This window comes from Streptomyces sp. NPDC007991 (assembly GCF_042958445.1).
Lineage (GTDB): Bacteria > Actinomycetota > Actinomycetes > Streptomycetales > Streptomycetaceae > Streptomyces.
Genome location: NZ_JBIBJD010000019.1, coordinates 25,692 through 39,690, shown reverse-complemented (window position 1 = coordinate 39,690; position 13,999 = coordinate 25,692). Strand labels below are relative to the sequence as shown.

General features: G+C 71.6%; 10 protein-coding genes and 4 pseudogenes. 11 read left to right on the top strand and 3 right to left on the bottom strand.

Going from position 1 to position 13,999, the window contains the following annotated elements; all coding sequences use genetic code 11:
* The first annotated feature begins 213 nt into the window (after positions 1-213).
* Complete coding sequence (locus ACFZDA_RS37645; RefSeq protein WP_391090342.1) at positions 214-1,260, top strand: helix-turn-helix domain-containing protein; 1,047 nt, start codon at positions 214-216, stop codon at positions 1,258-1,260.
* A gap of 195 nt (positions 1,261-1,455) precedes the next feature.
* Here the strand turns inward: ACFZDA_RS37645 and ACFZDA_RS37640 are convergent.
* Together ACFZDA_RS37640 and ACFZDA_RS37635 are read right to left on the bottom strand one after the other, a co-directional pair.
* Positions 1,456-2,635 (bottom strand): annotated as a pseudogene (locus ACFZDA_RS37640) (M20 family metallopeptidase).
* Between the two features lie 62 nt (positions 2,636-2,697).
* Positions 2,698-3,549 (bottom strand): annotated as a pseudogene (locus ACFZDA_RS37635) (AbgT family transporter); the annotation flags it as partial.
* 2 nt (positions 3,550-3,551) lie between these two features.
* On the opposite strand from ACFZDA_RS37635, the pseudogene ACFZDA_RS37630 reads away from it, so the two are divergent.
* Positions 3,552-3,686: pseudogene (locus ACFZDA_RS37630) on the top strand (Lrp/AsnC family transcriptional regulator); the annotation flags it as partial.
* A gap of 24 nt (positions 3,687-3,710) precedes the next feature.
* Here the strand turns inward: ACFZDA_RS37630 and ACFZDA_RS37625 are convergent.
* On the bottom strand, positions 3,711-4,226 hold the full coding sequence (locus ACFZDA_RS37625; protein ID WP_391090341.1) for a MarR family transcriptional regulator: 516 nt from the start codon (positions 4,224-4,226) through the stop codon (positions 3,711-3,713).
* Positions 4,227-4,283: 57 nt separating this feature from the next.
* Between ACFZDA_RS37625 and pip the strand changes: the two genes are divergently transcribed.
* The 9 genes and pseudogenes from pip to ACFZDA_RS37580 all read left to right on the top strand — a co-directional run bounded on the left by pip (position 4,284) and on the right by ACFZDA_RS37580 (position 13,981).
* Positions 4,284-5,258 (top strand): prolyl aminopeptidase, encoded by a 975-nt coding sequence (gene pip, locus ACFZDA_RS37620; RefSeq protein WP_391090340.1) that lies wholly within the window; start codon positions 4,284-4,286, stop codon positions 5,256-5,258.
* A 416-nt stretch (positions 5,259-5,674) separates the two neighbouring features.
* The gene (locus ACFZDA_RS37615; RefSeq protein WP_391090339.1) at positions 5,675-7,165 is read left to right on the top strand and encodes an alpha/beta fold hydrolase; all 1,491 of its coding nucleotides are present in this window, start codon (positions 5,675-5,677) and stop codon (positions 7,163-7,165) included.
* 501 nt (positions 7,166-7,666) lie between these two features.
* The gene (locus tag ACFZDA_RS37610; protein ID WP_391090338.1) at positions 7,667-8,914 is read left to right on the top strand and encodes a nucleotide sugar dehydrogenase; all 1,248 of its coding nucleotides are present in this window, start codon (positions 7,667-7,669) and stop codon (positions 8,912-8,914) included.
* A 62-nt stretch (positions 8,915-8,976) separates the two neighbouring features.
* Positions 8,977-9,150: a peptidase gene (locus ACFZDA_RS37605; RefSeq protein WP_391090337.1), complete on the top strand. Its 174-nt coding sequence runs from the start codon at positions 8,977-8,979 to the stop codon at positions 9,148-9,150.
* Positions 9,147-10,481: a glycosyltransferase gene (locus ACFZDA_RS37600; protein WP_391090336.1), complete on the top strand. Its 1,335-nt coding sequence runs from the start codon at positions 9,147-9,149 to the stop codon at positions 10,479-10,481. Before ACFZDA_RS37605 ends, ACFZDA_RS37600 begins: the two co-directional genes overlap by 4 nt.
* A 33-nt stretch (positions 10,482-10,514) precedes the next feature.
* A pseudogene (locus ACFZDA_RS37595) lies at positions 10,515-10,658 on the top strand (dihydrofolate reductase); the annotation flags it as partial.
* A gap of 182 nt (positions 10,659-10,840) precedes the next feature.
* Complete coding sequence (locus ACFZDA_RS37590) at positions 10,841-11,032, top strand: hypothetical protein (RefSeq protein WP_391090335.1); 192 nt, start codon at positions 10,841-10,843, stop codon at positions 11,030-11,032.
* Between the two features lie 82 nt (positions 11,033-11,114).
* Entirely contained in the window at positions 11,115-12,521 is a 1,407-nt protein-coding gene (locus ACFZDA_RS37585) for an FG-GAP-like repeat-containing protein (protein WP_391090334.1), read from the top strand.
* A gap of 35 nt (positions 12,522-12,556) precedes the next feature.
* Complete coding sequence (locus tag ACFZDA_RS37580; protein ID WP_391090333.1) at positions 12,557-13,981, top strand: hypothetical protein; 1,425 nt, start codon at positions 12,557-12,559, stop codon at positions 13,979-13,981.
* The last annotated feature ends 18 nt before the right edge of the window (positions 13,982-13,999 follow it).

Sequence of the window (13,999 nt, the reverse complement as noted above, 5' to 3'; positions counted from 1 at the left end):
GCAAAACACGCGCTTACCCGCAAAAGATTTGCATAAACGGCCTGATCGGCAACCGTGAGGAATTAAATACGAGGATGCTGTGCGCATTGCCGCGGGCCGATCCGCTTTACCTGGATTTTACTTAAGTCCGACCGGCAAGCCCCTGACAGAGAGTTAACGTGCTTCTGGTGCCGGGGTGTTCACGCGGGCAAGGGGGGCCGATGGCGTGACCCTATGTGCCTGACCGGGTCCTTTTTCCCACTGGGGGAAGCGGTGCAACGAAACACACTTTTCGACCTGGGGCTTTCGGAAGCCGACGAGGAGGCTTACTGCTACATTCTGCGCCACCCAGGTGTGACCGCCAAGGAATTGGCTGACGCCCTCGATTTTCCCATGGCAGAGGAGGCAATCAAGCGGTTGCTCGATCTCGGGTTGATCCACCAGTCCCCGGACGGACAGGTCGCGACATATCCGCCGGTGAGCGCCATGGAAGCCCTGATCGACAGACAACTCCACGACCTGCACGAGAGATTGCGGCGTACCACCGCCTGCCGCCACGTCATCGACACCTACATGGACATCTGGCTGAACGAGCCCCGGGAGCAGCAATCGGACCAGGGGCAGACGCTCGGTGTCGAGCGTCTGGAAGGAATAGAGAGCATCCGTTCCCGGCTGGACGATCTGATTTTCTTCGCACGCAGTGAGGTCCTGTGTGCCCACCCGTGCGGCCCGCTGTCGACCGAGGCGCTGGCAGACGCACGGCCGCGGGACGCCCTGCTGCTCAAGCGGGGCGTCGTCATGCGCTCGATCGTGCACACCAGCGCCCTGTCGGATCCGCTCACGACCACCCGGCTCCGGGAGATCGTGGCCGGCGGCGCCCAGGCCCGGGTCTCCGATTCGCATTTCGATCGGATGCTCATCGTGGACCGTCGTAAGGCCCTGCTCCCCATCGACCCGGACGACACCAAGCGCGGTGCGCTGCTGGTGCACGAGCCCGGCGTCGTGGCCGGTTCCGTCGCGCTTTTCGAGCACATCTGGGAGAGCGCACAGGATTTTGAGGACGTGGTCGCCGGTGATGAGGAACCGAAGCCCGAGCTTCAGGACATCGAGCGGAAAGTGCTCACCACACTGTGCCAGGTGGACAAGGACGAGATCGGCGCGCGGCAGATCGGTGTCTCGGTGCGGACCTATCGCCGGCACGTCAGTGACCTGATGCGGCGGTTGGGGGCCAGCAACCGTTTCCAGGCCGCGCTGCTGGCCCGCGACCGCGGCTGGATCTGACGCGACGAGCCGGGGCGGGCCCGAAGGTACGCGGCCCGGGCGTCCCGGCGGCCTGCCGACCTCCTCGGCCACGACCCGGCCGGCACCGACACCCTCGTGGTCGACGTCAAAAGCACCCGCGGCTCGCGCCTGGGCAGCACCCCCGCCGCCCGTCTGCCGGCCGCGATGACCGGCACCGGCATGACCGTCACCCACTCAGAGTCCCTCCGCCAGTCGTGTCAGCAGGCCCGCGACCAGGGCGGTCTGGGCGGGGACCGTGTCGGGGTAGATGAACTCGCCCCGGGCGTGGGCACCGTCGCCGATCGCGCCCGTGCCGCACAGGACGGGCAGGCCGAGGGCGGAGATGAAGTTGGCGTCGCTTGCGCCGCCGACGGCGGTGTCGGGCAGGTCGTCGCGGCCCTGGTCGCGGGCGACCTCCCGGGCGAGGCCGAGCAGGGGGGCGGACGCGGCGTTGAGGGTCATCGGCGGCCGGTTCCAGGCGTGGTCGATGTGGAGGCGGACGCGGGGGTCGCTGACCCTGATGGCGTCCAGTTCCGCGTCGACCCGTGCCTGTTCGGCCGCGCTGCTGACCCGGATGTCGACGCGGGCGGTGGCCTGCCCGGCGACAACGTTGGTGGCGGAACCGCCCTCGATGAGCCCGGTGTTGATGGTGGTGCCCCGGTCGGGGCGGGCGACGGCCGCGGCGGCGACCACGAACTCGGACAGCGCGGTGATCGCGCTCGCCCCGTCCTGGGGCGCGAGCCCGGCGTGCGCTTCGACGCCGGTGGCCGTGACCCGGAAGATCCCGGAGCCCTTGCGGGCGGTCTTGACCGCGCCGTGAGCGGTGGGTTCCAGCACCGGCGTGGCGTCGGCCTTCCGCGCGACCTCCTCGATCACCGGCCGCGAGGACAGGGAGCCGAGCTCCTCGTCGCCGTTGAAGAGGGAGGAAGGTGACGGTGGGCACGGGGGTGCCGCCGTCCCTGGCCAGCTTCAGGGCCCAGACGCCCTGGGCCAGGCCGGTCTTCATGTCGAAGACGCCCGGTGCGCTGAGCTTCTCCCGGCCGTCGGCGGAGGGTTCCGGCTGCTCCCAGCCGGCGAGGGCGCCGGTCGGCCACACGGTGTCGTAGTGGCCGACGAGGGCGACGTGCCCGGGGCCGGTGCCGGCATAGGTGAGGGTGAGGGTGTCGCCGCACGCGCCGCCGGGGTGGCGCTGTTCGTGGCCGGGCCGGCCGAGCCGGTGGACGGCCAGCTCGCGCAGGAGGTCCAGGCCGGCCGCGAGGGCGGGCAGGTCGTGGCTGCTGGTCTCGTGGCGGACGAGGGTCAGGATGTCGGTGACGATCTCCGGCGCGACGTCCTGGGCGCGGGCGGTGAGAGCGGCGGCGGGTGATGCGGTCATGGTCTGCTTTCTCGTAGGAGGCGGGGGCGGCGTTCCTCGGCGGAAGGCGGAAGGCGGCGTCGTCAGTTGATGCCGAACGGGATGCCCAGCAGGTACCAGGCCACGAAGAACGCGATCCACACGACCCAGACGACGGCGGCGATCGGGATCGTGAAGGAGGCGAGCGTGCCGATGCCGGCGGACTTGCGGTGCTGCTGGATGAAGCCCAGCGCCATGACGAAGTAGGGGCTCATCGGGGTGACGCAGTTGGTGACCGAGTCGGCGACGCGGTAGACGGCCTGGGTGGTCTCGGGCTCGATGCCGATGAGCATCAGCATGGGCACGAGGACCGGGGCGGCCAGCGCCCACAGGGCGGAGCCGCTGGTGATGACGAGGTTCATGAACGTGATCGGCACGGCGATGCCGACCAGCACGGCCCAGCCGTGCAGATGCAGGTCGCGCAGTGTCTCCGCGCCCGTGACGGCGAGGATGTCGCCGATGTTCGTCCACTTGAAGTAGGCGAGGAACTGGGAGATCGCGAAGAACAGGACGAGGATCGGCGCCATCGACCGGGTGCCCTCGACCATCGCGGCGATGATGTCGCGGGAAGCGGTGAAGGTGCCGGTCATCCGGCCGTAGACGGTGCCGAGCACGGCGAAGAACACGCCCAGGACGAGTGCCATCCCGCCGATCACCGGGGAGTCGACGATGCCGCCGCCCTCGCCGCGCAGCGGTGAGGACGCGGGGACCATGGCCAGGGCCAGGAACGCGATGACGCCGGCGGCGACCAGCCCGGTCACACGCAGCGCGCGGCGCTGCCGCCCGGTGACCTCGATCGCCTCCCGTTCGCCGGCCCCGAGCGCGGTGACCGGCTCGTCGGGCTGGAGGTCCGCGCGGCGGGCGAGGACCTTGTCGACGACGAGCGTGATCACCAGGCGACAACGAACTCGCCGAGATCCCCGGCATCCTCACCGTCAGCGTCGACGTCATGCTCGCCGAACCCCGCCGCTACTGGCTGGACCGGGACCTGACCTCAGGGCTCGGCGAGTTCCACGCGCCCGTGTTGCTGTGAACGTGCCTCAGGGGGACGCGCCGATCACGACTCGAGCCCGCCACCCCTGGCCCGGTACGCCGCCGCCACCCGCTCCCGGAACGGCCGGCGGCCCACCGCCTGGGCCACCTCCCTCAGCAGCCGGCCGAGCGGCATCGACAGCTCCTCGTCCAGCTCCGCCATCGCCGCCGCCGTGGCCTCCCACTCCGCCTCGATCCGCGGCACCAGGGCGCGGGCCTTCGGGGTGAGGCCGATCAGGCGGCGGCGGGCGTCCAGCGGGTCGGGGGAGTGCGTGACCAGGCCCGCGCGGGCCATCTGCGCCGCCGTCTGGCTCGCGGCCGAGTGCGTGACGCCCGTCGCCGCGGCCAGGTCGCGCACGGACAGCGGGCCTTCGGCCAGGAGTGCCCGCACGACCGGGGAGAACCGGGGGCGGTACTCGGCCAGGCCCTGCTCCTCGTAGACCTTGGCCACGTCGCCGTCGAGCAGCTCCAGGACGTGGCGGAGCAGGGAGCCCACGGCGGCCGGATCCGGGTGCTTCATCGGGTTGTTCGCGTTGCCCACCCTGTTAATCTAACAGTGCTGTTATATCTGGCGGAAGCCGAGGAAGGTGCGTCGCGCATGGCCGAGCTCCATCCCCCCATCGAGCCGTACGAGCACGGCATGCTCGACGTCGGCGACGGCAACCGCGTGTACTGGGAGAGCTGCGGGAATCCGGCGGGCAAGCCCGCCCTCGTCCTGCACGGCGGGCCCGGCTCCGGCGCGGGGCCGTTCTGGCGGCGGCTGTTCGACCCGGCGGCGTACCGCGTCGTGCTCTTCGACCAGCGCGGGTGCGGCCGCAGCACACCCGACGCCGCCGATCCGCGGACCTCGCTCGACGCCAACACGACCCCCCGTCTGATCGCCGACATCGAACTGCTCCGGCAGCACCTCGGCATCGGGCGATGGCTCGTCATGGGCGGCTCCTGGGGCGTGACCCTCGCGCTGGCCTACGCCGAGCGGCACCCGGGGCGCGTGTCCGAACTGGTCCTCTTCAGCGTCACCAGCACCACCCGCCGCGAAGTGGAGTGGGTCACCCGGGACATGGGCCGGATCTTCCCCGAGGAGTGGGCCCGGTTCCGGGACGCCGTCCCCGAGGGGGAGCGCGACGGCAGTCTGGTGGACGCGTACGCCCGGATGCTCGCCGACCCCGATCCGGCCGTACGGGAGCGGGCCGCGCGGGAGTGGTGCCGGTGGGAGGACGTGCATGTGTCGACGCACCCCGGGCACCGGCCCGACCCCCGTTTCGAGGACCCGCGCTTCCGGCTGCGCTTCGCCCGACTCGTCACGCACTACTGGCGGCACGCCGGCTTCCTGGAGGACGGGGAGCTGCTGCGCGACGCCGGGAAGCTGGCGGGCATCCCCGGCGTGCTGATACACGGGCGGCTGGACATCAGCGGCCCTGCGGACGTGGCGTGGCGGCTGGCCCGGGTGTGGCCGGACGCGGAGTTCGTGCTGATCGGCCAGGAGGGGCACGGGCTGTCGGGCGATGCCACGACCGAGGCGGTGCTGGCGGCCACGGACCGGTTCCGGCCGGCCCGCACCCGCACCCCGTAGGACACGCTCCAGGGCTCAGTGCGCGTCGTAGCCCTGGTCGTGGGCCGGCCGGCCGGGGTCGACGAGCAGGGGAAGCCGACGAGGGCGGCGGCCTCGTGTGCCTCGACGAGCCGCCGCAGCGGAATGGACTTGCGGGCCTGGTGCAGCATCGGTGTGCCGGTCGAGCCGGGCAGTACGGCGTTGACCGTGATGCCGCGGGCGGCGCGATGGCCAAGAGGAGACCTGCCGGCGTCGGCCGCGCGCCCCTTCGGAGATGGTCGCCGTTTCCCTCCTTGCCATCCCTGAACGGCCCCCGACCCGACCCGGAAAAGCCCCTGACATGGGCCCCGCGTGGGCGGCGGTGCACCTAACGTGACAACAGTGCCCCGGCCGGGTCCGCATGCCTGACACCACCGCTCTCTCCACGAGGAGGATCCATGTCGTTCAGGGGCAGATCCGCACTGCGGCGAAGTACCGCGCGGGGCACGGCCCTTGCCGTGGGCGCCGCCCTGGCCTTCATCACCGGCCTCGCCGCCGCTCCGGCGGTCCACGCGTCGCCGTCTGCCGCCGAGGCCCTGCGGTGGGCACCGTGTGACGACCCGGCGCATCCGGGAGCCGAGTGCGCCACTCTGTCGGTGCCGGTCGACTGGGCCCGACCGGACGGGCCGAGAATCGACCTGGCCGTGGCCCGCCGCAAGGCCACCGACCCCGGCGCACGCGTCGGCTCGATGGTGTTCGGCCCCGGCGGGCCGGGCGACTCGGGTGTGGAGAGGGTGGTGCGCGGTATCAGCCGGTTCAGCCCCGAGGTCCGCCGCCGGTTCGACGTCGTCAGCTTCGACCCGCGCGGCGTGGGCGGCAGCAACCCGGTGACCTGCTCCGGCGACCTGCTTGCCGAGCGGCCGTCACCGGAGCTGAAGAGCCAGGCGGACTTCGACGCCACCATGGCGTACAACAGGCGGCTCCGGGCCGACTGCCGGGCCCGTACCGGCCCGGTGTTCGACCATCTCGACACCGCCCAGACGGTCCGGGACCTGGACGCGCTCCGGGCCGCCCTCGGCGAGCGCGAACTGACCTTCCACGGCAGCTCGTACGGCACATTGCTCGGCGCGCAGTACGCCGAGACCTACCCGCGCCGCGTGCGCGCGATGGTGCTGGAGAGCGTCATGGACCACAGTGTCCCGACCACCCGTGACTTCCTGCGGTCCGAGGCTGCCACGGCACAGGATTCGTTCCACGAGTTCGCGAAGTGGTGCGACGCGGCCGCGGACTGCGCGCCGCACGGCCGCGACGTCCGCGCCGTCTGGCAGGGCCTGTTGGCCCGGGCCGGACGGGGCGAGCTGGAGGACCCGGCGAAGCCGGGCACGTCGCTGTCGTCCTCGGACCTGGTCAACAAGATCGCGTTCCGGAAGTTCTACCAGGCCGACTACGCGGGCCTGGCCAGGGCGATCGCGGAGATGGACGCGAGCAGGCCGCTGCCCGCGTCGCCGACCTCGACGGCGCCGCTGCATCCGGCCACGCCGGTCTTCTGCTCGGACTGGCACCTGCCCGTGCGCGACTACCAGGAGTACGCCTCGCTCGTCGCCATGATGAACAGGACCGCGCCCGACCTGCCTTACCTGCTGCCGGTCCACATGACAGCGGCCTGTCTGGGCGCACCGACCGCCAACCCGCAGCACCGCCTCGACGTCCACGGCGCCCCGCCGATCCTGGTGTCCAACGCGCTGCACGACCCCGCCACCGGCTACCCGTGGGCGGTCTCGGTGACCCGGCAACTCGGCCGCAGCGGCGTGCTCCTCACCTACGAGGGCCACGGGCACGGCAGCGTCACCAGCGGCCCGTGCATGGAGGACACCGTGGACGGTTACCTCACCGACCTGACAGTCCCACCACGGGGCACCAGCTGCCCCGCCGTGCCGTCGCCGTCCTGACAACTCGGCAATCCGGACGACGCTGACGCGCAGGCACGCGTCCGCACCCGGAACAGGGCCTCTTGGGTGCTGGAGCGTGGCCGGCCAGGGGGCGCACTAGGGGCGCTCGATATTCGCGAATGCACCTCCCGTGGTGCGCCCCCTGCGTTCGATGCCCGCTGAAATGTGAAGACCATCGAGCACACTCGCGCCTCCTGACCGGCGCTTGACCAAGCGTCACCTCGCAACCCCCGCCCACTCCTCCTCACTTCAGATATCGAAACAGTAAACAGGGTTCCGCTCAGTGAATTTTTGTTGAACCATGAAGGTCCACAAATGAGGGGGGTTTGTGAAGATCGCTGGTTGCGCTTTGCGCACGCTCGGGCAGGGGGCCCTGGCAGACCGGTGATGCGGTGATGGTGCCGTTCCCACACCGCTTCTCACGCAGTACCACGCCACGGCCGCCTGCTTCAGGAACAGGCGGCCGTACTTCAGGGGTGAGGACACCACCATGCATTATGTGTGCTGGGGCAGGGCTATGTCGGCCTGCCCCTCGCCGTGAGGGCCGCCGAAGCCGGGCACACCGTCATCGGCTACGAGCCCGACCGGACGCGTTGCGAGGCGCTGGCCGCCGGGTCGTCGTACGTCGAGGACATCGGTGACGACCGGCTTCAGGCGGTGCTCGGTTCGGATGCGTATGACGCCAGCTCCGACCCGCAGGACCTCAAGGGGTTCGATGTCGCGGTCATCACCGTGCCGACGCCGTTGACCGACCGCGCGCCCGATCTGAGCTGCGTACGGGATGCCGGACGCGTGCTCGCGCAGTACATCGAGCCGGGCGCCACCGTCGTACTCGAGTCGACCACCCACCCCGGTACCACGCGTGACGTGCTCATCCCGCTGCTGGAGGAGGGCTCCGGACTCGTCGCCGGGCTGGACTTCCACGTCGGGTTCAGTCCCGAGCGCATCGACCCGGGCAACGCCGACTGGCGGCTGGAGAACACGCCGAAGATCGTCGCCGGATTGACCGAGGGCTGTCTGGCGCGGGTGAAGGAGTTCTACGACACCGTCACCGACGTCACCGTGCCCGCCTCGGGACTCGAAGAGGCCGAGCTGGCCAAGGTGTTCGAGAACACCTACCGGCACGTCAACATCGCCCTGGTCAACGAGCTGTCACGGATGGCTCACACGCTGGGCGTGGACGTGTGGCACACGCTGGAGCTGGCCGCGACCAAGCCGTTCGGATTCACCAGGTTCCTGCCCGGGCCCGGCGTCGGCGGGCACTGTCTGCCCATCGACCCGGTCTACCTCAGCCATCACGTCAAGGCACGGCACGGGCAGACCTTCCGGCTCATCGAGCTGGCCCAGGACATCAACGAGAGCCAGCCGGACTACGTGGTGCGCCGGCTCCAGGACGCCCTCAGCCGACGCTTCCGCAGGAGCGTGCACGGGGCGCGCGTCCTCGCGCTCGGGGCCGCTTACAAGCCGGGCACCTCGGACGCCCGTCAGTCGCCGGCCGTCGAAGTCGCCGACCGGCTGCGGGCGATGGGGGCGGACGTCACCGTCGTGGACCCCCATCTGCCGGTGTCGGACGGCGGTTGCCGCGACATCCCCTTCGGCGTGGGCACAGACACCGTCGGTGCCTTCGACGCCGTCGTCCTGCTCACCGCGCACGGCGAGTTCGACCTCGGGCGGCTCGCCGCCGAAGCCGCCTACGTGCTCGACACCCGTGGCGTCATGGCCGCCGCACCCCACATCGAACGGCTCTAGAGAGCCCTGGAGACCCGGGATCCCCCGGAGACCCCGGGGATCCCGGAAAGAAAGAGGAAGACGTGTACGGACAGAACGGTGTGGGCGCCGCGATCGGGACCGCGACCGGCGGGGCCGCCCTGGCCGCCACCGGCGGAACCGGGCTCGGGTGGATCGTGCTGGGAGCCATGCTCCTCGTGATCGGCGGCGTCGCGGTGTTCCGCGTGGCGACCCGCGGCAAGCGAGTGACCGCTTGAGCGCCTTCCCGGGCCGCGCCTCACGGACGACGTTCACGGTGGTGACGACCGTGGTGGTGGCGGCCCTGGCCGCTGCCACCGTGGTGGTGCACCTCCAGTCGACGAGCCCGATCCTGACGTTCTACTGGTGGCTGGGCATGTCGGTGATCGTGCTCTGCCTGGTCTCCTTCCTGAAGGGCCGGTCCTTCACCCACCTCCCGGTCGCTCCGGGCCGGACGGTGGCGATCATCCCGGCCTTCGAGGAGCCCTCGGAGAACCTGCACCGCACGGTGCGGTCGCTGCTGGCCCAGACGCACCCGGTCGACGAGATCCACGTCATCGACGACGGTTCCCGGCAGCACCCCGTGGAACCCTTCGACCACCCCCGGGTCTTCTGGCACCGGCAGCAGAACAAGGGCAAGCGCGGGGCGCAGGTCACCGTACTGCGGCACCTCCAGGAGCAGCACAAGCACTTCGACTACGTCCTCACCATCGACTCCGACGGCGAGCCCTTCCCGGACGCGCTCGAACAGCAGCTGCGGGCCATGAGCAACCCGCGGATCCAGGCCACCACCGGCATGATCTACATCCGCAACTTCGAGGAGACCTGGGTCTCCCGGGCCGCGGACATCGACATCGGCACCTCCTGCGTGATGATGCGCTCCTCGCGCTCGATGCTCGGCGCCCTGGAGACGACCTCGGGCGCGCTGGCGCTCTACCGGGCCGAGCTGCTCTACGACCACCTGGACGCCTACGAGGTGGAGTGCGGCACGGGCGACGACCGCTGGCTGGCGCTGAGGGCACTCATGCGCGGCGAGGTCGTGGCCGTCAACGAGGCCGGCGTCGTCACCGACATGCCGACGACGCTGCGGAAGACCTACCGGCAGCGGCTGCGCTGGGCCCGGTCATGGTGGTGGATGCTGCCGTTCGTGTACGCGCGGCTGTCGCTGAAGCAGCTCATATCGCCGACCTTCGGGCTCCTCCAGCTCGTCATCACGCCGGTGATGCTGGCCTGGACCGTCGTCATGACGCTCCTGACCCTGGGCGGGCGATACCACAACCCCGGCATCGCCCTGGTGTACCTCGCCGTGTACCTGGTGGTCCGGTTCGGCCAGTCCGGGCTGTACGTCCTCATGCGGCCGGACATGACGGCTCGCCAGCGGTTGCGCTCCTGGCTCGTCGGCACCCCGACCGCCGTCTTCATGAACATCGTGCTGCTCTGCCCCACCCGCTACTGGGCCCTGTTCAAGCTCCGTGACAACGCCTGGCAATCGCGCGGCCTGACGGCGAGGACGGCGCTGCCGAAGGGCGGCCGTCACCGTGCCGGGTCCAAGGACCCGCTGAACGCCTGACCGTCACGCACGACCCGGGCGATGAGTTTCCGGCCCGAGGGGCGGCACCCGGACGCGCCGTTCCACTGCGTCGACGGTGTGGCGGCGGCCATCGGCAAGGCCAGGGAGCTGACCGGGGAAGGCCGTGACGTGGGGGTGGCGGCGGGCGACGTCGGCGGGCAGGCGTTCGCGCTCGGGGCCCCCGTACGGCCGTCTCGACAATTAACCGAATTCACGTACAACCCTTACGTCCCCACGCAGGTCTCCTGATCGCCGACCACGGTGAACGCCCGGACAACTCCCGGCCGACACGGACGGTCCCGGCGCTTTGTCGACTGTGGATGCCCGCCAGGCATCCCGCATGCCGCAGGAGACCCCGCATGCCTCAGCACCGGCGACGCCCCCAGGGGCGCCCGCACCCGCGCCCCGCCCTCGTGATGGCCACCGGCCCGGCCACGCCGACGGGCGGGCCGCCCGTGCCCGCACCCGGCACACCGGCACCGCAGGACCCGGCCACGCCCAGGACGGCCACCTGCCAGGACTCCGCCCCACAGGCCTGCCTCCCCCTCTGAGCCGCCGCCCCTCCCCGCTCTTCCCACCACCCGGGATCCGGTCCTCAGGCCCGGCCCGCCGCTTCCCACCCGGAGCCCTCCCTTGCGCAAGCGCACCCTCCTCCTCGCCGCCACGCTCACCACCGGCCTGTTCACCGCCACCCCGGCCGCCGCCGCGCCCTCCGGCCTCGCCGGGGACTTCAACGGCGACGGGTACCGGGACGTCGCGGCCGGCGCCCCCTGCACCACCGTCGGCTCGGCCTCCTGCGCCGGTGCGGTCGTCGTGCTGTACGGGTCGGCGTCCGGTGTCTCGGCCACCCGTAAGGCCGTCATCACCCAGAACTCCACCGGCGTGCCCGGCACCGCCGAGTCGGGCGACCTGTTCGGCGCCGCCCTGGCCACCGGCGACCTGGACAGGGACGGCTACTCCGACCTCGTCGTGGGCGCCACCAACGAGAGCATCGGCGACCGGGACGGCGTCGGCTCCGGCACGGTCCTGTGGGGCAGCAAGTCGGGCCTGACCAGCGGCAAGGGCCTGCCGCAGCCGTCGACGCTCTCCGAGTACGGCAACTTCTCCCGGGGCATCGCCACCGGCGACTTCGACGGCGACGGCGACACGGACGTCACGCTCACCGGCCAGAGCCAGACCCGCATCTACCACGGCCCCTTCACCCGCACCGGCGGCCCGCTGAACAACCTCCGCGTCGGCGAGGTCGGCACCACCTTCGAGGTGATCGCGGGCGACCTCACCGGCGACGGCGCGGCCGAGCGCGTGTACCCGTTCAACGTGGACGGCGACACCGGCGGCGAGATCGACTACTTCCGCTGGACCGGCACGACGTACAAGATGGCCGACCTGCCGGACGCCGACGGCTACCCCGGCTCGATCGGCGACATCAACCGCGACGGCTACGGCGACCTCGTCCTCGGCGACTACACGGACCCGTACAGCCTCAAGCCCGGCGGCCACAAGGGCGGCCAGATCACCGTCTGGTACGGCGGCCCGAACGGCCCGGACCCGGCGCAGCAGCCGACCGTCGTCCACCAGGACACCGCGGGCGTGCCCGGCGCGGGCGAGGCCGGCGACGGTTTCGGCACGGCGGTGAGCACCGGCGACATCAACGGCGACGGGTACGCCGACGTCGTGGTCTCCGCCCCGGGCGAGGACGTCGGCTCGGTGAAGGACGCGGGCTCGGTGACCGTGCTGTTCGGCTCGGCCTCCGGCCTGAAGACCGGCAGCGGCGTGAAGTCGTACACCCAGGACACCTCGGGTGTGCCCGGCTCCGCCGAGTCCTGGGACCGTTTCGGTTCCTCGGTCGGCCTGACGGATGTCACCAAGGACGGCAAGGCCGACCTGGTGATCGGCGTGGACGGGGAGAACTCCACGGGCGGCCTGTGGACCCTGCGCGGCTCCGCCTCCGGCCTGACCACGAGCGGCGCGCAGGGCATCACCGCCACCGCCCTCTCCCTCAAGTCCGGCGCCAACCTCGGCTCGGTCGTCGCCCAGTGACGTCCCGTCGACTCTTCTGTGAGGCACGTACACCCATGCGCACCCGCATCACCACCGCCGTCCTCGCGGCGGCCCTGACCCCGCTCGCACTCACTGTCTCCGCCCCGGCCGCGCACGCCGCGACCCCCGCCGCCCCCTACGACTTCAACGGCGACGGCCGCACCGACCTCGCGATCGGCGCGCCGGGCGCCACCGTCGCCGGGCAGGCGAGGGCGGGTGCCGTGTCGGTGGTCTACGGCAGCACCAGCGGGCCGAAGAGCTCCACACGCACGCTCCTGACCCAGAACACGGCCGGCATACCCGGTGCCGCCGAGGCCGACGACGCCTTCGGCTCCGCGCTCGCCTCCGCCGACCTGGACACCGACGGCTACGCCGACCTGCTGATCGGCACGCCCGGCGAGGACGGCAGCGACAGCAACGACGGCACGGTCACCATCGTCTGGGGCGGGAAGTCCGGCCTGTCCGGCGCCCGTTCGCTGTTCAGCTTCTTCAGCACCGACTACGACCGGTACGGCCAGGCGCTGGCCGCGGGCGACTTCGACGGCGACGGGGACGTGGACGTCGCGGTCGGCTCCACCGGCCCGATCACCCTCTCCCTCGTGCAGGGCCCGCTCACCAGGACGAGCGCGTCCAACGGCGGTTCGGGCTCGCGCAACGACGGGTGGTCCTCCTCGACCGGCGTCACCCACCTCTCCTCCGGCGACGTCACCGGCGACGGCCGGCCCCGGGTGGTCCTGCACGGCCGTGCCGTGAGCACCGGCGTCGCGACCACCGCCCTCGCCGACCTGAGGATCGGCAACTACGTCGACTGGCTGGAGCGGCTGCCCGCCGGGTTCGTCTCCGCCGTCGGGGACATCGACGGCGACGGCCACGACGACATCGTCGTGGGCAACGACCGGGAGCCGTCCGCCGACCCGGAGGGCGCCCTCGGCGGCCGGGTCACCGTCGTCTACGGCGGACCCGACGGCCGCGACACGAACCGCGCCCCGCTGGTCCTCACCCAGGACACCGCCGGTGTGCCCGGCGCCGCCGAGAAGGGCGACCGCTTCGGCAGCGACGTCTCCCTCGGCGACATCAACGGCGACGGCTTCGCCGACCTGGCCATCGACACGGCGGGCGAGAACTCCGCCGCCGGTGCCGTCACCGTGCTGTACGGCTCGGCGTCCGGCCTCACCACCAAGGGCGCCACGTCGTACACCCAGAACACCGCGGGCGTGCCCGGCGCTTCGGAGCAGGGCGACCGGTTCGGCGAGCGGGTCGCGCTCACCGACCACACCGGCGACCACCGCGCCGACCTGTCCGTCTCCGCGCCGGGCGAGAACGCCGGCGACGGCGCGGTCTGGTCCCTGCGCGCCACCGCCACCGGCCCGACCACCACCGGCTCGGTCAGTTTCGGCCCGGGCACGACCGGCGTCTCCACGGCCGGCAAGCCGGGCTACGGCACCGCCCTCAACTCCTGATCACCGACCCCCGGGGAC

Coding starts and splice junctions, on each gene's coding strand:
- ACFZDA_RS37645 (WP_391090342.1), top strand. CDS start 214: ATGTGCCTGACCGGGTCCTTTTTCCCACTGGGGGAAGCGGTGCAACGA.
- pip (WP_391090340.1), top strand. CDS start 4,284: ATGGCCGAGCTCCATCCCCCCATCGAGCCGTACGAGCACGGCATGCTC.
- ACFZDA_RS37615 (WP_391090339.1), top strand. CDS start 5,675: ATGTCGTTCAGGGGCAGATCCGCACTGCGGCGAAGTACCGCGCGGGGC.
- ACFZDA_RS37590 (WP_391090335.1), top strand. CDS start 10,841: ATGCCTCAGCACCGGCGACGCCCCCAGGGGCGCCCGCACCCGCGCCCC.
- ACFZDA_RS37580 (WP_391090333.1), top strand. CDS start 12,557: ATGCGCACCCGCATCACCACCGCCGTCCTCGCGGCGGCCCTGACCCCG.